This is a genomic window from Calothrix rhizosoleniae SC01, from assembly GCF_900185595.1.
Classification (GTDB): domain Bacteria; phylum Cyanobacteriota; class Cyanobacteriia; order Cyanobacteriales; family Nostocaceae; genus Calothrix_A; species Calothrix_A rhizosoleniae.
The window spans coordinates 14,943-32,621 of the sequence record NZ_FYBH01000392.1 but is presented as its reverse complement, the minus strand read 5'-3'; the positions used below and the strand labels follow the sequence as shown (position 1 = coordinate 32,621).

Here is a 17,679-nt window from a genome sequence, read left to right as displayed (position 1 = left end):
GTCAGTAGATTCAGAAATTACTGATGATGTGGTAGAAACTGCTACACAAACTAGTGAGGATGTGACAACAACAATCCCTACAGATACTACACCTCCAGTTACTGATGTGTCAGTAGATTCAGAAATTACTGATGATGTGGTGGAAACTATTATACAAACCAGTGATGAGGATGTGACAACAACAGTCCCTCCAGATACTACAACTCCAGTTGCTGATATATCAGCAGAGAAAGAGGAGAAAAATCAAGTAAAAATTAAAGAATCACCAGCTGGAAAATCATCTACTCAAAGAACTGATATAGAAGCAAATAAAGGATTTGGCACTAATCTTGCTAAGAAAAAATCAAAGGCGACTAAAAAAAAGAAACGCTAATTAACCTTTCACACAAAGAACTTGTTTTAAGGTAGCTACGACTTTAACTAAATCGGATTGATTTTCCATTACTTGCTCAATTGGTTTATAAGCGCTGGGAATTTCATCCAAAACACCCTTATCTTTGCGACATTCAATACCCTTAGTTTGCTCAATTAAATCATCGAGACTATAAGTCCTTTTTGCTTTACTTCTTGACAGTAAACGTCCAGCACCGTGAGAACAAGAACAAAAGCTATGCACATTACCTTTACCTTTGACAATGTAGGACTTTGCCCCCATTGAACCAGGAATAATACCATAATCCTTTTCCTGGGCACGAACTGCACCTTTGCGAGTTACATACACATTCTCACCAAAATGCACTTCTTTCTCAGCATAATTGTGATGACAATTTACCTCTAATAAGGGCTTAGTTGCCTTTCCACCAGCTAGATGTTTCTCAACAATACGCTTAAAGCGTGCCATCATTACATCGCGGTTGTAACGGGCATAATCTTGTGCCCACTGTAAATCATGCCAGTATGCTTGAAATTCAGAAGTTCCAGTCACAAAATAGGATAAATCGGCATCAGGTAGGCTGTTACTCGCCATCTTAGCTAATTCCTTAGCAGTGCTGATATGGCATTGTGCTAGCTTATTACCGATGTTACGGGAACCAGAATGCAACATCAACCAAACTTGGTTTTCTGTATCCACACAGACTTCAATAAAGTGATTACCACCACCCAAAGAGCCTAACTGTTTCATTGCTTTTCCTGACAAATCTTGCACCCCACGATGCAAACCCTTGAAATCGCGCCAACCTTGCCAGTTTGTCACAGATTTTTCTGTATCTTTATTTTCGTTGAATCCAGTAGGAATTGCTGCTTCAATTTCCTGGCGAATTTTCTTCAGTTTTCCTTCTAATTGTTCTCCCTTAAATTGAGTTTTAATGGCGCACATGCCGCAGCCAATATCCACACCTACAGCTGCAGGAATAATTGCTTCTTTAGTAGCAATCACAGAACCAACTAATGCCCCTTTACCTAAGTGTACATCTGGCATTAATGCTACGTGTTTAAATACAAATGGTAAAGAGGCGACATTCTTAGCCATTTGGATTTCTTCATGCTTCAATTCATGATTTGCCCAAGATAAAATTGGGGCTGAGTTAGATAGTTTGAGTTGTTCGTAAGCCATAGTTTTAGGTTTTTTTATGAAATAAAAACTGGGATTACCCCATGAAAATATATTCTTTATCATTTATACTACAAGCATACTACAGAATAGCTAACGCTGTCAAACTAGTCCCTCATGAACGTTTGCAACATATAAATTCTTCGTAAGGGCACGGCACTAGTAAGATACTTTTATGTATTGAAAGATTGTAGATGTTCCCTACCCATCTGTCCCATTTCTTTTCAAAATGGTATAAGAATGAAAATACTTCTTCCCGACTCCCGACTCCCGATTTCCCATTTTCGACTAAATCTTTTGTGAGCATTTACAAATCAATGACTCTAGAGATAAATTAAAATTTGTAAACGTAGATTCCTAAATAGTTATTAAAGTGTTATGGCAGTTGCTGAGAATACAATCTGGGAGCGTTTTTTATTCCCTGTCCTTGGTCTGTTGATAGATCAGGAAGGATTACGCCATTATGGTGAGAGTGTGGATTGGGACAAAGAAAGTGATCGCTTCCGTAGGGATGATGTAGTAATTCCAGCATACTACAGCAGTCAAGACTTTCACGGTATTTCTGGGGGATATCTCAATTACAATGCAGCAATTACCTATGATCCTATTACCCAGTATGTAACGCCACCCAATGAAACTTGGGTGCGTCAAGAATTAATAGATGCGATTCAAGTTAAACCTAGACGTATACTAGATTTAGGTTGTGGTACAGCTTCTACCACCCTAATGTTGAAGCAGGCTTTTCCCCAAGCAGAAGTAATTGGCTTAGATTTATCGCCATATATGTTAGTTAGAGCTGCTCATAAAGCAGAAAGTGCTGGTTTAGGTATAAAATTCATTCATGGTCAGGCAGAAGCAACAGGCTTATCGGCAAATAATTTTGATTTAGTCACAGCTTCCTTGCTATTCCATGAAATCCCAGTATCCATTTCCCAAACAATTTTACAAGAAAGTTTGCGTTTGCTGCGGGTGGGTGGACAACTATTAGTTTTAGATGGGAATCAGAGAGCACTACGCCAGTTAGAATTTCTCAATGACATTTTTGTAGAGCCTTATATTCGGGAATATGGTGCAGGTAGTGTTGATACTGAAATGGGTGTAGCAGGTTTTAGAGCAGTACACACCAAAGATGTGTGGTGGGTACATCAACTAACAAGTGGTATCAAGGCAATTTCTGGGCTAGATGTGACAAATCATAGTAATATCAGACAATATGAGCCTACTGCTCAAGAAGATTTACAAATTTTTCCATCGCCAGCTTTTGACAGCAAAGCATGAGTTTAAAAGCAGTTCTATTCGATTTTAACGGGATTATTATTAATGATGAGTCAATTCACCAAAAGCTCATAGAAGATATTTTACTGTCCGAAAACTTGGTATTAAAACCGGGTGAGTATGAAGAAGTTTGTTTGGGACGTAGCGATCGCGCTTGTCTACGGGATATATTAAGTAATCGCGGTCGTGTAGTCAGCGAAGATGATTTAACTAAGCTACTATTACGTAAAGCACAAAGTTATGCTGTGGAACTAGAAAAGCTAGAAAAGCTACCTTTGTATATCGGTTTAGATGATTTAATATTTCAATTACGTGCTCGTAACATCAAGCTAGGGATAGTTAGTGGTGCGATTCGACAAGAAATAGAAGTGGTACTTGAACGCAGCCATTTAACAGAAATTTTTCCTGTGATAGTCGCCGGGGATGATATTACTACTAGCAAACCCGAACCTGATGGCTATAAGTTGGCAGTTCAACTTCTCAATCAAACATATCCCCAGTTAAATTTACAACCTAAAGACTGTTTAGCCATTGAGGATACGCCACCGGGAATCCTAGCAGCAAAACGAGCCGGAATGCAAGTAGTTGGTGTTGCCAATACTTATCCTTTTCACATGCTGCAAAGACAGGCAAACTGGACTATAGACTATTTCACTGATTTGGAATTGGAACGAGTACAGGAAATTTGCAATCAATCTGGAGACTTGAGTGAAGAACAAAAGGATACAAGTCCCTAAATCGATTTATGGGGATTTTAATTTTGCGACTCAGTCTCCCACGAGAAAATCTCACAACCAAGAATGAAAATACTTCTGACTGATTCCCAACTCCCGACTCCCGACTCCCGACTCCCGACTCCCCATTTTCTAGCTAGAGTTTTGCCAACAACTGCAAGCAACAACAGAGGAATGTTAGAATGTGGGGTGGAAAATATATCCAGTCAGTGTTATATAAACTTATAGCCTGGGGAATTAGCTCATTTGGTAGAGTGCTGCGATCGCACCGCAGAGGTGAGGGGTTCGAATCCCCTATTCTCCATCTGTAGATTAAATAATTTTGCGTTGCAAAAATGCGGGATTAATTTATATTTTTAGCCCCGACTAAACATCGTTCTTTTGCATCTATTCTGCGGAAAGCCGCTCCGCGTCTAATGCGTGAGATAAAAATCATCACCTTAATCAGCAACACCGATTTTTCCTTTTAAGATTAAATTATGAACATTTTAATATTACTTGATGGAGAAAGATCATGACTCGTCAGCCATTACTGGATCCTAATCGTTCCTATACTTTTAGTAATTATTTTGAATTGGGATTTACAGTAGATGATTTGGTTAGTGAGTTTGGTTACTCCTTTGATCGAGAATTTCTCACTTTACCACAATATTCCGATAAGTTAGACCGCATCGTTGATTTAAAAGACCGCATTGAAGAGATACTACCTTATGTAGATTTGGAAAATGAGACTACCCGTAGGGAAATGCTCATTGCACCTATTATTTCAGATTTAATTCACTATTCCCACGCTAAGTTAAGAATAGAATATTCGATTCAAGTTGACAACCGATTGCAAGGAAAATTAGATTATTTGTTACGTTCGACAAAGAATTTAATTGTTATTGAAGCAAAACAAGCGGATATTAATCGAGGATTTACCCAATTAGCTATAGAAATGATTGCTCTTGATCAATGGATTGATTCCCCCCAATCTGAAATTTTAGGAGCTGTGACTACAGGTAATGTTTGGCAGTTTGGTGTTTTAAATCGTCAAGCGAAATCTATCTGTGAAGGAATTAATCTTTACCGTGTTACTGAGGAATTGGAAGTAATAATTAGAATTTTATTAGTTAGACTTGTTTGAATGTGCCTACATTTGTGGGTACAATAACAAAAGAACTCAAGCCCTATTTATACTCACAAAGCAGAATCAAAAATTTTTTGTGCTGTGAGATTTAAATGAGGGAATAAAGGAGAGACGATTGGACTGTTACCTTTAAATTGGGTAATTTGGTACTCACCGTCTACTAATTCGCAAATCGTAATAGTTGGTTGTTTGGGATCGCCAGTAAACCGTTTACCACTCAAAGCTGTATAATCAACAATCCAGTATTCAGCAATACCCATCTCTTCATAATCCCCAAATTTATCATGGTAATCATCCCGCCAGTTCGTACTCACAACTTCAACTACTAGGGGAATAGATGCAGCTTGGATGAGGGTGGATAAGTAGTTACACAAAGGCTCGTGGACGAGATGATCATGATTTACTAACAAAATATCTGGGGAATAGGTTGAGTCGTTGTCAGGAGTTTTAACAAGTCCTGTTTTGGGGATGCGGTAGGGTAATCCTAGATGCACATACTCTATGGTGATTTTCTCAACTAAAAACCCAATCACATTTTCATGGTCGCCTGTGGGTGGTGGCATTTCAACAATTATCCCTTTATGCAGTTCATACCGCATCCCGTTATTAGGATACCACTCGATAAATTCCTCAAAGCTTATGGGTTTAGTGATTGCTCGGGTCATGATAATTAGCGATCGCTATCTATCCAAAATCAAAAGATATTGGGCTATTTCTATTATCATTAATTTTTAGACCGAATTTTATACCTACTTGCCTAATTCCTGCGATCGCTTAGTTGCTGCGATCACCGCTTCTATCAATGCTGAACGAAAGCCAGCTTTTTCTAACTGAGTAATCCCAGCTATAGTTGTACCCCCAGGACTGGTGACTCGATCTTTCAGTTCTGCAGGATGGATTTTACTTTCATTTAATAATTCAGCCGTTCCCAACACAGTTTGTAACGCTAACTGATTCGCAATGACTCTTGGTAAACCGGCGGCGACACCTCCATCAGCTAAGGCTTCTACCATTAAGGCGACATAAGCAGGACCACTCCCAGAAAGTCCAGTAACAGCATCCATCAGTGGTTCTGAAACCTCTACCACTTCCCCCACTGCTTGAAACAGTTTTTTGGCTAGTTCTTGATGATTAGCTTTAGTGTAAGCACCGGCACAAATCGCTGTCATTCCCGCCCCTACAGTAGCTGGAGTATTAGGCATTGCCCTAATGATGGGTAAACGGGGAAATGCTCCTTCCAACTGCTTTAAAGGCACACCTGCCAAAATCGAAACTAATAATGGCTTAGTATTATTCTTATCAGTACTTTTAGATTTAATTTCTGAAACCTCTGCTAATTCTTGAGCGATGGCACTAAATACCTGGGGCTTCACCGCTAAAAATATCGCTTCTTCTGCTTGGATAAATGCCTGACGGTTATCCGCCGTCACATGAACTTGGTACTGCTGCTCTAAATAACTTTGTCGGGAACCTAAGGGTTCGCTGACCATTACTTCCGAACATTGATAAGTACCCCGAGAAATCAGGCGGGATAATAATGCTTCTCCCATTACCCCGCCACCGATTAAGGCAAATTTGATTGTCATTGGTAATTAATTACTGGTCATTGGTCATTAGTCATTAGATTTATTCTGATGACTAATAACTAATGACTAATCCTAGTCTCATTGTGCCATACGGTTGACTTCATTTCCCCAACTAGGATTACCAGTATTGGAGTTGGAACGTGGAGTATGTACTGGGGGCTGAGGCACTTCATGGAGCACAGAACCGTGGGTACTTACTTGTACACAACTGGGAGTAAACAAGAAAATGCTCTCTCCAATGCGCTCTTGATGACCATCAAGGGCATAAGTACCACCTGCGACGAAATCCACAGCTCTTTGCGCCTGATCCGGATCCATAATAGTTAAATTTAATACTACAGACTTCCGCTCCCGCAAAGCTTGAATTGCCTGGGGCATTTCTTCAAAGGTTCTCGGCTCTACTACTAAAACTTCCGAAATCCCATTAAGAGCTCCTGGCATACCAATAACATTACCCACTTGTTTTGTTCCCGTTGCTACATCTGTTGTATTCATTGTAGCCATTGGTTCCCGCCAACGTCGATTCTGATTGACGGTTTCTTGGGGTGCGGGTTGAGGATTTTGTTCTTGGTATAAATTTTGGTAGGTTTCTACATCTGGTTCTTCTTCATAGTATTCGTATTCTACGCCTTCATTTAAACCAACAAAATCTTTTAGCTTGGAAAAGATACTACTCATAGGTTTACGCTCCTGGTGCAAATCACCCTTAATCAATTTGGTAAAAATCGATGCAGTTTATGTGCTCGAATTATAATTGCGATTTTCTAGAATAACCACTCAGCGATTCTCTTAACGGGGAGAGGCGATCGCAAGTAGATACTTTAGTTATATTATCGCTGTTTGTAACATCTATTACGAGGTTCGCCAACCAACGGATATCTGAAACAAACATTTGTTTTTTAACTTCACGCAATAACGAGTCAAGATTATATCTTAAGTAATCTTATATGCAAAGTTGCTGACACCCCCGATAGGGTTTTCCCCTTGGCTTGTGTCAACACCATATTTTTACATATAGGAATTACCCTCAAGAAAACTGGTCTTTAAGATAACATCATGGTTTTGAACCATAAAAATCAATAAAAACACCGAGTTTCTTATGCCCCCTTGGTAAGTCCTGTTTTATTAATCAAGAAGTAAAATGAGTAACAGGTTTTTTCCTCTTAATACTTCGTTAACAAACGCAGAATTTTCCGGGATGCTCAGTACTGTCCAGTAAGTTTTGTATCAGTATTTATGTTGAGCGTTCTCCAAATAATATAGTTCCTAAACGTATCATGGTTGCACCCGCTTGAATAGCTAAATGATAATCCCTGGACATGCCCATAGACAGATGTTTCATCTGAATGTGTGACCAATTTTGGGATTGAATTTTCGTTTCTAATTCTCTAGTATGATTGAATACATCTAAAATTTCAATATCATTTAATCCTAAGGGGGGAATTGTCATCAAACCCTGAATTTGTAAATTTTTACATAGATCCAGGGCTGGTAAATCCGTTAATAACTGGGGTATATGCCACCCTGATTTACTGGGATCAGCAAGAAGTTTCACTTGCAAACAAACTAGGGGACTAACCCCTAATTCTGCTGCTAAGTGATTCAAACGCTGTGCCAACTTCAAATTATCCACGGCATGAATCCAATGAAAATGTTGAATGGCTTTTTTAGCTTTATTGCTCTGTAAGTGCCCGATAAAATGCCAGGTAATATCTGTTAAGTCTTGTAACTCAGTCTGCTTATTTATGGCTTCTTGGATGCGATTTTCGCCAAAATCTCGGATACCCGCATCATAAGCAGAGCGGATCACCTCAGAAGTAACTGTTTTACTTACAGCAATTAACCGGACTGAATCTGGCAGTTTTGAGCGTACAGCATCAATGCGTTCGTGAATGGAATTGATCATTGGAAAGTTGTTTTGAAAACACTCTGAAGCTGATCGTACTCCTGAGTTCGCCCCATACGTCGTAAATTACGCAAGCGACTTTCCAAAACCATTCTGGCTTCTGTACGTCCTATGGGTTGAAATTTAAGTCCTTTAGGATCAGTAGTTACTAAAAAGAAAAGACGTTGGGCATAAAGTGTTGTGAACAGTTCTTGGTTTTGCTCAACCATGCAAACTCTATAGAGCAAACCCCAAGTTGGATGATTTATGTAAGTTTCTAAGTTATCTGGGTTCATTTCATACTGGAGTATGAGTACTTAATGGTTGTGTAATTGGAGGCAAACAAGTGCCGATAGATGGTAAATGTTCCTGTTTAACACAATATTCGTTGATAATGCCCTAGAGCATCAATTTAGTAATCGAGAGCAATCATCAATCCTGTGGGAGTGTGGGGAGTGTGGGAGGTGTGGGAGATGTGGGGAGAATAAAGAAGTGATAAGCTTTTTACCTCAAACCCATAATATGTTTAGTAGAGCATGTAGAGCATTACTTCATCACCATCAAACTTTAAAGTTAAGAATTAGTCTCAGCATATTGATTCAGTACCATTGCTAGTGCTTTTAATTGTGCCCGTGCCTTGTGCAGAGACTCATACCATTCTTTCTCTGGAACGCTGTCTGCTACAATTCCGGCTCCCACTTGTCCCCAAATCAGATTGAGTTTTGGTAACTCCTGAGATAACTGTTCCCATAGAAGTGATGGTAAACACTGTTGAGGATTTGTTTGAAAGGTAGAGCTATGTGGTAAATATCCTGCTGGTTTTATGGGAGCATCAACCCCTTTGTCAGGGACTTCCGCATCATAGCAGGATTGGTTGGTTGATGGGGTGAGGGGAGATGAAGTTTCTATGGTAGATTTTGATGGTTTTTGTATATCTTCACATCTTTTTGTATCAACCTTAGTTGCAATGGCTGAAGCCGGAACTAATAGCAAAGTTCTAATCAAAATATTGAGGTCTAAGTTTCCTTGCCAATCTAAATACCCACAGGAACCATAAAATAAGTTACGCCTAGTTGGTTCTAACTCTTCAATAATCTCCATACAGCGAACTTTGGGACAACCAGTAATTGTCCCTCCAGGAAATATGGCACGAATCAAATCTACTCCATTTACAGAGGTTTTTAATTTACCCGTAACGTTACTCACAAGATGCATGACATGACTGTAACGTTCAATGGTGAGTAATTCATCAACGGTTACAGTACCCCACTCACAAACTCTACCTAAATCATTGCGCTCTAAATCTACTAGCATGATATGTTCGGCAAGCTCTTTGGTATTACTGAGTAATTCATTCGCCAATTGGGCATCTTGTTGGGAATTTTTTCCCCGCTTTCGCGTCCCTGCAATTGGTCTACTTTGAGCTTGTCCTTGTTGCAATTGCACTAATCTTTCGGGAGAACAACTGATTACTTGTCCCCAAGGAGTATGCCAATAGCTAGCAAAAGGAGAAGGATTGATGGTATGTAAAGTTTGGTAGATTTCCCAACCAGAAGCTTGAGTGGTTGCGGCAAACCTTAAGGAAAGATTTGTTTGGAAAATATCTCCAGATTGGATATATTTCTTCGCACAATTGACTGCTGCTTCGTAATCCTCCTGAGATGTGACAAAGTGGGGAGTGTGGGAGGTGTGGGAGGTGTGGGGAGTGTGGGGAGCAGATGAAGATGAAATAATTATTCCATCACTCCTTCCCTCCATCCCTCCATCACTCCTTCCCTCTATCCACCTCTTCTCTAACCCATTTAATTGTTCAGGACTACTAGCAGCTAGCCACAAAATTTGTTCCTGGTGATCTAAAACAGCGAAACACTCTGGCTCATACCAAAAAGCCACGGGAAACGGCAAGGAATCGGCATTGGTGTAGGGTAATTTTTCAATTTCCCAAGCAATATCGTATCCTAACCAACCCAACCAACCTCCCGTGAAAGGAAGTGAGGGAATTTGCTCAGAATTTTCTTGACTAACTACCTTACCTGGTTGACGTTTTAATAAATTTTCCAGAAATGGTAGCACTTCTCCCAATGGGGGTGTCCACATCTGGGGTTTACCATCTACTATCCGAGGACTACCTGCACAAATAGAGTAACGAGCTAGTTGTGGATAATCCGTAGGAGTAGAGGATGGACTCTCCAATAAGGTAGCAATTCCCAAATCAGAAGTAGGCAAAAATAAGCTGGCAAAAACAGCAGAACCAGTACATTCTTCTAGAGGACGCGATCGCCAGTACCAAGCTGGTATTGTATTGTTGGCTGCAAGGTCAAAAACCATAACAATCTTGCTGGGCTTTGGGGAATAACCGTTATCATACAGAAACTATTTTCTCTGGCTGGGGATTTAAGAAGGCTGAGAAAGTTGGGTTAACTGGTAGATTTAGGTAAGGACAAAGGTAATTTATCAGTGTCAAATTCTTGCTGACAAATGGATGGAATGATGCTGTAAGTTTTGTGGTGGGCGAGTAAGTTGGAGGTTAAAAACCAATTTAATCGTATATTGTAAATTAATGAAGTTTTAATTTAAAGAAAGAAATATAAAAGTTGTCAGCGTAAAGACGAAATATAAATTTTCGGGTTCCTGAAGGAATTTGTAGATTTTAAAATTGTAATTATGACATTGCATAGTTAGGGCATAATTTTCTCAGAGAGGATAAAACATAATCCCCCAGTCTCTGCGTCCCCGCGTCTCCCCATCTCCTCATCCTGCGTCAGCCTCAATTATCCCCCCATGACTGCATCTAATAATATACCTGCATTAAAGCGAATCGGATCAGTACAAGGTAAACCTGTTTCTGCTTGTACCTGACTAATGGCATCTGTAGCTGCATCATCATCTAAATGGGCAGTGTTTAAGGCAATACCAACAACAGATACGGGAGCAAAAGCACCAGCAGCCCTAGCAACACTTTCATACAACTGGATTACTTCTGGTAAAGCAGGAATGGGCACATGAGCATGTTTACGGATGTGGATTTGTCCAGGGCGATGTACTAATATTAATTGGGTCGGCTGGGAACCACGGATTAGGGGTAAAGTAGCAGTGGAGCCAGGGTGTAATAAAGAACCTTGCCCTTCAATATGTAAAATGTCGTAATTTTTACCAAAGCGCATAACCATCTGTTCCACGGCACCGGCGGCAAAATCTATTCGCACTGCATCTAAAGCGACTCCATCTCCTGCTAACATCAGCCCTGTTTGCCCCGTGGGTAGGAATTTGGAAGCCATACCTCGCAATTTTGCAGCCCAATGCAATTCTAGACTGGTGGACATTTTCCCTACAGCCATATCTGTAGCCACTGTTAAGACTCGACGACAGGATAGAGTGCGTGCCATACCGCTAGCAATACTTAGGTTGGGTGGTTCCTTACGCACATCCCAAATTAGTTGTCCTGGCTTGAGTAATTGTTTCAGTTCGGGGATATTTGCCAATGGTGTATGCAAACCGTTGACTATGGACATACCCGCTACTAAAGCATCTTTGAGCTCACGCCAATAGTCATCGGGTATATCACCACCTCCAGGAGCAATACCAATGACCAATACTTGCGGTTGATATTCTAGTGATGCCATAACCGAGGCGACAATGGGTACATCTCGCTGAATACCTGTTAATTCTGCTAAGGATTGACCCGCCGATGTGCGATCGATGGCAGCGACAATATTGGCTTCACTGTAGCGTAAAATTGATAACCCTGTTTTGCCTCCTACGCTAGTCATTCCCTCATGGAGAAGAATGGCAATGGATTGATTAAGTGACAGACGCACGTTGTTGCACCCCCATTTATCAGTTATCAGTTATCAATTATCAGTTGGTTAAGCGACATACGCACGTTGCTGTACCCCTAGTCCTGGTAAATGATTTGGTAAAAGTCTTCCTTGTTCCAAGTTTGCTCCGGTAAAAGGATCGTCAATTAAATTTAAATGGCTATCTAAGTCTAAATAATCAGCTAGGGGTGCGAGTTGTGCTGCGGCTGTATTGGCTAATGTGCTGTCAGAATAGCAACCAAACATTACTTGTAATCCATATGCCCTAGCTGTATGTACCATACGAATTGCTTCTGTTAAACCTCCAGATTTCATCAGCTTGATATTAACACCATCTATAGAATTTGCAAGTTGGGGAATATCCTGGCTATGAAAACAACTTTCATCCACAAATATGGGTAGGTGTGAGGATTGTTTGACTTCCTTTAAATGCTTTTCTTCTCCCTTTGCGAGTGGCTGTTCCACATACTTAATTCCTAAATCTGCCAACCAGGGACACATAATGCTGGCATTTTCTACATTCCAACCCCCATTAGCATCAACATAGAATTCTGGCGTAGGCGCTTCTTCCCGTAATGCTTGCAACATGCTTCTGTCTGCTTCAATGCCATCGGGACTACCTAGCTTAACTTTGATAATTTTTACATCAACAAACTGTAACCATTCACGTAACCTTTTTCTGGCTCCTTCGGGAGTATTAATCCCAATGGTGACAGAAATTGGTGTGATTGCATTTCTATCCAGTCCCCACATCTGCCATAGTGGTAAACCAACTCGTTTCCCTAGCCAATCATACAGTGCCATATCCAAAGCTGCGATCGCAGCTGAAGGAACTTTTGCTGAAATTAAAACTTGCTCTATTTGTTGACGCTGAAAAGGATGAAATGGTTGTAATTTAGGTATTATTTGCTGCAAACTAGCTTTAATTATTGATGTAGATTGGCGATGATTGCCAACACCAAAGGGTGATGCTTCTCCCCAACCTTCAATCTCATCTGCCTGAATTTTCACCCATATATTTTCAGTGTGGCTAGTAGTACCGCGACTAATAGTTAGAGGAAACCGCTTATTCACAGTAAATGTTTCCACGTCGATGTGCATAATCGCTGTTGGTAGGGGTGGGGCAAAATTAAGTTTAAGTGCTAATTTATCTCTATTTTTTAGATTTGTTATACTTCGTTACAAGCATTATTTTTTTGTGATTATTTTTCCTGTTTATTTATTAATTTTAGTTATGAAAAATTTAGAAAAGTGGCAAACTGTAAATTCGCGCATGGTGATTAATCATCCTTGGTGTCAGGTAAGACGGGATGAAATTAAGTTACCTAACGGGAATATCATCGATGATTATTTTGTGTACATTAAGCCAGATGTGGCTATGGTTTTACCTATAACTGAAAGTGGGGAAATAATTTTTGTCAGGCAATATAGACACGCTTTTCATGATTTTTTCATTGAACTACCAGCAGGACATTTTGAACCAACTCAAGAAACAGCAGAAACAGCGGCTATGAGAGAATTAACAGAAGAAACAGGTTATGTTGCTAGTAATATGCAAAAAATAGCAACCCTATACGATAAACCAGGTAAAGATACTAATCAAATTCATTTATTTTTAGCAGAAAATGTGATTAAAGCTGAAGAACAACAACTAGATTTAACAGAAGAAATTGAAGTGTTATTAATTCCCCAAGCAGAAGTTTTTACAAAGATTCATCAAGGTGAAATTTCTGTGGCTGGGACAGTTGCGGCATTGTTTATGGGGTTAAAATAATTCGTAATATCAATCTCTGTATTATCAGTAACTGTTGGTGTTTTCAGGATCAACGCCATAGCCATAACACTGAGAAAAATCAAAGGATACAAGCTCCTACATTTATATATGGGGTTTCTCCCCTGCTCCCTGCTCCCTGCTCCCCTGCCTCTTCAGTCGGGGAAAGCTAAACCAGTTCTGGGATCACGGATATATAAACCCAGAGTGAGCGATCGCATAACTTCATCCCAAATAGGTATTAATTGCTCTGCTTGGTCAACCCAAAAATCAAAGGTAATCAAACACTGAATATTGGAACCAAGACCAACACAAGTCCGGGAAAAAGCCTCCCGTGGTTCTTCTTGGGTATCAATAAACTTAATCTCACACCAGACAATTTTGGCAGTTTGACGCTTGACAGTAAAGACTTCGCTCCTTTCAATCGGCTGACGTTCATCATTTTCCATGACTTTCTTTAAAGTATGTTTGAGAGGAAACAAACTCCAATCGTCTCTTGGTGGCAGGTGATTGTAAGATACTTCTAGACAACAATCATCTTTAGGAGGTTTATTGTCCAGAAATTTGAATGAATTCTCTTGTGGTTCACAAATCCATTTTTGGGGAACATTGAAGCGTACAGCTCCCCTACCCGCAACAAAAATCTTATAGCCTTCGGGTCCTTCCCAGTGATGATCGGGTTTCAGATCAAGAGTTTCTTTAATCCACGACCGATGACTTTTTTTACGCTTTTTTGCCATAATTTTTGTGCAAATCTGGTATTGTGCGATCGCATCCTATTTAGCTATATAGTAGCAAATTTAATCATTTCTGTAACATTACAGTGCCAATTCAGCTAATACCACTTTGAAAAAAGAATGGGACAGATGGGTAGGGGCAAGGCACCAGTCAGATACTTTTATATATTGAAATGTTGACCGATGCCGTGTCCTTAAGAAGAATTTATATGTTGTAAACATTATTTGAATTGGTATAACAAAAATTATATAGTAATCCTAATATATTTAGTTGGATTAAAATCAAATGAGCAATACCAACTCTAAAATTTTCACAAATTTTCAACAGATTCTCAGCTTAGTTTAATTTAACTCTTGTTCAATACAAATGAGTCCAGAATCAAAATAACTTATGGTGACTAAACATTACTAAAATTCAATGTCAAGATCGCGTTTTTCATTTGCTTTTAGCCTTTCTGGTCAAGTTTATCTCTGGTTAGCCATTTTTATCTTTGGCGCTGCAAATTCTGTCACTCGTAAATTAACAGAAATTGGTGCCCAAAGATTTGTTAATGGTCATAATCCTATTTCCTTTTGTAATGTCTTATTTGTTGGTAATGTTTGTGCATTAATCGTCTTAATCATAGTTTATGGACGACAACTCAAACTGAGCAGATTCAGACAGATTACCCGCATTCAATGGTTTTATCTGACTATTGCTTCAATTATGGGAGGTGCATTAGCACCAGGTTTAATTTTTGAAGCTCTAGCTATCACAAATGTTAATAATGTTGTTTTAATTGGTCGATTGGAACCACCTTTAACCCTAGCTCTTTCCGTGTGGATATTGCGGGAAAGAGTGCATCCTTGGGAAATAATTGGAGCAGTTATTGCTTTTGTTGGTGTGTGTCTAACTATTTTTTTGCCAGCTAACTTTCAAGATATGGCAAAAATGCAAGATTTATTCAGTTTTGGCACAGGAGAAATTTTAACAGCGATCGCATCTATTGCTTTAGCTGTGGCGACAATTATTAGTAAGCTCAAGTTATCAAAAATTCCCTTAGGAATTTTCAATATTTATCGTACATCCTTGGGTACATTAATATTTTTCTTTATTGCCTTATTACTATATGGAGAAAACCATTTTATGGAAGCATTCTCACCATTTCTATGGCAATGGATGCTAATTTATGGCCCAGTTATAGTAGTAGTTGGTCAATCATCTTGGATTGCAGGGTTAAGAGCAACTACTGTATCTCAAGCATCATTAATTGGTTCTTTTACCCCGGTTGTAGCAGTTATAGCCTCATATCTAATTTTAAGAGAAGCACCTACTTTAGCTCAATATACTGGTGGCTTTGTGATTTTTATCGGTATTATTTTTAGTCAACTTGGTATTATGCGAAAAACATCTCGTCTAAGTTCTGATACTGGAGCAAGTTCACTAGATAAATTACGAGAAATTGAAAGTGAGGTTGGATTTAAAGGTATATGATATACGGGCAAGTAATAAGTAATAAGTAATATCATGTCAGATTAAATACTTATCATTAAGACTGCAAAGGGGCAGGGGGCAGGGAGTAGGGGGAGAAAGAGTTTGGGTGATTTTTGCATGGATGGCTATATCATAAGTAATCAGGCGGACATGATATAGTACCAATTTGAAAAATGCTTGCAACAGATGGGTAGGGGCACGGCATCCACAATCTTTCAATATATAAAAGTATCTTACTAGTGCCGTGCCCTTACGAAGAATTTATACTAAATGTGGGAGTGTCAATAGTTGTGCAAATCAATCTAGATAAGCAAGATTTATTGAGGTAGCCATAAGAGTTAGAACAAATTGCATGGCTAAAAACACGAAATATAACTAACTCCTACCTCTTGACAAACCTACAGATTAGACATGACATCCCTTGCAGCCGCTAATGTCTTTTGGATATCTTCTTCTGTGTGAGCAAAAGAAGTAAAGCCTGCTTCAAACTGTGAAGGAGCCAGATAAATACCACGCTCTAACATTCCCCGATGGAAGAGTCCAAACTTTTTCGTATCAGCTCGTTTCGCATCTTCGTAATTATGTACTGAACCGGGGGCGAAAAACATGCCAAACATAGCACTGATTTGACCACCACAAGCTGCATGATTTGTTTCTTTAGCAATTTCCAGTAAACCATTTGCTAATTGTTTGGTAATCTTATCCAGGTATTCATAAGTACCAGGCTTTTGCAGCAGTTTTAGGGTCTCAATACCAGCAGTCATCGCCAGGGGATTACCAGAAAGGGTTCCTGCTTGGTACATTGGTCCAGATGGAGCCACCATTGACATAATGTCACTACGACCACCATATGCTCCCACAGGTAAACCACCGCCGATAATTTTACCTAAAGTGGTTAAATCTGGGGTGACACCAAACTTCTCTTGAGCGCCACCATAGGCAATACGGAACCCAGTCATTACTTCATCAAATACTAATAATGCCTCATGTTCCTGGGTCAATTCTCGCAATCCTTCCAGAAAACCAGCATCAGGGGTAATAAATCCGGCATTACCAACTACCGGCTCTAAAATCACTCCAGCAATCTCACCGGGGTTTGCCTCAAATAATTCTTTAACCGCTTCCAAGTCATTGTAAGGAGCCGTTAGGGTGCTGCTAGTGGCGGATTTGGGTACTCCAGGAGAATCAGGTAAACCAAGGGTAGCAACTCCAGAGCCAGCTTTGACTAAGAACATGTCAGCATGACCGTGGTAACAACCCTCAAATTTGATCACTTTTTCTCGTTTGGTAAAAGCTCGCATCAGGCGTAACACAGCCATACAAGCTTCTGTACCGGAGTTCACAAATCTTACCATTTCAATGCTGGGGACGGCAGCAATCACCATTTCCGCCAGTACATTTTCTAAGGCACAGGGAGCACCAAAACTGGTACCTTTTTCCAAAGCCTCTTTCAGGGCTGCAATTACATCTGGGTGAGCATGACCACAAATAGCTGGGCCCCAAGTACCTACGTAGTCGATGTATTGATTGCCATCTACATCCCAAACATATGCACCTTTGACGCGATCAAAGACTATTGGTTGTCCGCCTACGGATTTAAAGGCTCTGACTGGGGAACTTACCCCTCCTGGCATTAGCTTTTGGGCTGCTGCAAAGATTTCTTCTGATTTTGTCGTTTTTATCGATGTATTTACCAAGGGTCTCTCCTACCAGTGGAA

18 protein-coding genes and 1 tRNA gene are annotated in these 17,679 nt (G+C 39.9%); 7 read left to right on the top strand and 12 right to left on the bottom strand.

The genetic code is table 11. The annotated features are described in order from the left end of the window. Positions 1-373, top strand: a 373-nt coding sequence (locus tag CALSC_RS26775; protein ID WP_159460690.1) for a hypothetical protein, incomplete at its 5' end; no start/stop codon positions are given. Here the strand turns inward: CALSC_RS26775 and CALSC_RS24085 are convergent. Further along, positions 374-1,555 carry an RtcB family protein gene (locus CALSC_RS24085; RefSeq protein WP_088243761.1) on the bottom strand — a complete coding sequence of 394 codons (1,182 nt, stop codon included), beginning with the start codon at positions 1,553-1,555 and terminating at the stop codon, positions 374-376. It abuts the gene before it with no gap. Between the two features lie 375 nt (positions 1,556-1,930). On the opposite strand from CALSC_RS24085, the gene CALSC_RS24080 reads away from it, so the two are divergent. From CALSC_RS24080 to CALSC_RS24065, 4 genes are all read left to right on the top strand, one after another. Next, complete coding sequence (locus CALSC_RS24080) at positions 1,931-2,830, top strand: methyltransferase domain-containing protein (RefSeq protein WP_088243760.1); 900 nt, start codon at positions 1,931-1,933, stop codon at positions 2,828-2,830. Next, on the top strand, positions 2,827-3,564 hold the full coding sequence (locus tag CALSC_RS24075) for an HAD family hydrolase (protein WP_088243759.1): 738 nt from the start codon (positions 2,827-2,829) through the stop codon (positions 3,562-3,564). Before CALSC_RS24080 ends, CALSC_RS24075 begins: the two co-directional genes overlap by 4 nt. Before the next feature lie 228 nt (positions 3,565-3,792). Beyond that, a tRNA-Ala gene (locus CALSC_RS24070) sits at positions 3,793-3,865 on the top strand. A 210-nt stretch (positions 3,866-4,075) separates the two neighbouring features. Beyond that, entirely contained in the window at positions 4,076-4,687 is a 612-nt protein-coding gene (locus CALSC_RS24065; protein WP_088243758.1) for a hypothetical protein, read from the top strand. Between the two features lie 53 nt (positions 4,688-4,740). Here CALSC_RS24065 and CALSC_RS24060 read toward each other — a convergent pair whose 3' ends face one another. From CALSC_RS24060 to CALSC_RS24025, 9 genes are all read right to left on the bottom strand, one after another. Then, complete coding sequence (locus CALSC_RS24060; RefSeq protein WP_088243757.1) at positions 4,741-5,355, bottom strand: Uma2 family endonuclease; 615 nt, start codon at positions 5,353-5,355, stop codon at positions 4,741-4,743. An 84-nt stretch (positions 5,356-5,439) separates the two neighbouring features. Then, a complete protein-coding gene (gene proC, locus CALSC_RS24055) occupies positions 5,440-6,276 on the bottom strand; it encodes a pyrroline-5-carboxylate reductase (protein WP_088243756.1) in 837 nt (278 codons plus the stop codon). Positions 6,277-6,354: 78 nt separating this feature from the next. Continuing rightward, positions 6,355-6,954, bottom strand: coding sequence for a cell division protein SepF (locus tag CALSC_RS24050; protein WP_088243755.1), 600 nt, complete (start codon positions 6,952-6,954; stop codon positions 6,355-6,357). 70 nt (positions 6,955-7,024) lie between these two features. Beyond that, a complete protein-coding gene (locus CALSC_RS26770; protein ID WP_159460689.1) occupies positions 7,025-7,168 on the bottom strand; it encodes a hypothetical protein in 144 nt (47 codons plus the stop codon). 342 nt (positions 7,169-7,510) lie between these two features. Further along, the gene (locus CALSC_RS24045; protein ID WP_088243754.1) at positions 7,511-8,182 is read right to left on the bottom strand and encodes a YggS family pyridoxal phosphate-dependent enzyme; all 672 of its coding nucleotides are present in this window, start codon (positions 8,180-8,182) and stop codon (positions 7,511-7,513) included. Continuing rightward, positions 8,179-8,457 (bottom strand): transcriptional coactivator PipX, encoded by a 279-nt coding sequence (gene pipX, locus CALSC_RS24040; RefSeq protein ID WP_088243753.1) that lies wholly within the window; start codon positions 8,455-8,457, stop codon positions 8,179-8,181. Before pipX ends, CALSC_RS24045 begins: the two co-directional genes overlap by 4 nt. Positions 8,458-8,734: 277 nt before the next feature. Then, a complete protein-coding gene (locus CALSC_RS24035) occupies positions 8,735-10,489 on the bottom strand; it encodes an anthranilate synthase component I (protein WP_088243752.1) in 1,755 nt (584 codons plus the stop codon). Between the two features lie 443 nt (positions 10,490-10,932). After that, a complete protein-coding gene (locus CALSC_RS24030; RefSeq protein ID WP_088243751.1) occupies positions 10,933-11,979 on the bottom strand; it encodes a DUF1611 domain-containing protein in 1,047 nt (348 codons plus the stop codon). Between the two features lie 48 nt (positions 11,980-12,027). Next, on the bottom strand, positions 12,028-13,080 hold the full coding sequence (locus CALSC_RS24025; RefSeq protein WP_088243750.1) for a dipeptide epimerase: 1,053 nt from the start codon (positions 13,078-13,080) through the stop codon (positions 12,028-12,030). Between the two features lie 133 nt (positions 13,081-13,213). Between CALSC_RS24025 and CALSC_RS24020 the strand changes: the two genes are divergently transcribed. Further along, positions 13,214-13,753, top strand: coding sequence for an NUDIX hydrolase (locus CALSC_RS24020; protein ID WP_088243763.1), 540 nt, complete (start codon positions 13,214-13,216; stop codon positions 13,751-13,753). Between the two features lie 152 nt (positions 13,754-13,905). On the opposite strand, the gene CALSC_RS24015 is transcribed toward CALSC_RS24020, so the two are convergent. Next, a complete protein-coding gene (locus tag CALSC_RS24015; protein WP_088243749.1) occupies positions 13,906-14,490 on the bottom strand; it encodes a hypothetical protein in 585 nt (194 codons plus the stop codon). A gap of 415 nt (positions 14,491-14,905) precedes the next feature. On the opposite strand from CALSC_RS24015, the gene CALSC_RS24010 reads away from it, so the two are divergent. Then, on the top strand, positions 14,906-15,961 hold the full coding sequence (locus tag CALSC_RS24010; RefSeq protein ID WP_088243748.1) for a DMT family transporter: 1,056 nt from the start codon (positions 14,906-14,908) through the stop codon (positions 15,959-15,961). 398 nt (positions 15,962-16,359) lie between these two features. Here the strand turns inward: CALSC_RS24010 and hemL are convergent, their stop codons facing one another. Continuing rightward, entirely contained in the window at positions 16,360-17,658 is a 1,299-nt protein-coding gene (gene hemL / locus CALSC_RS24005; RefSeq protein ID WP_088243747.1) for a glutamate-1-semialdehyde 2,1-aminomutase, read from the bottom strand. Between the last annotated feature and the right edge of the window lie 21 nt (positions 17,659-17,679).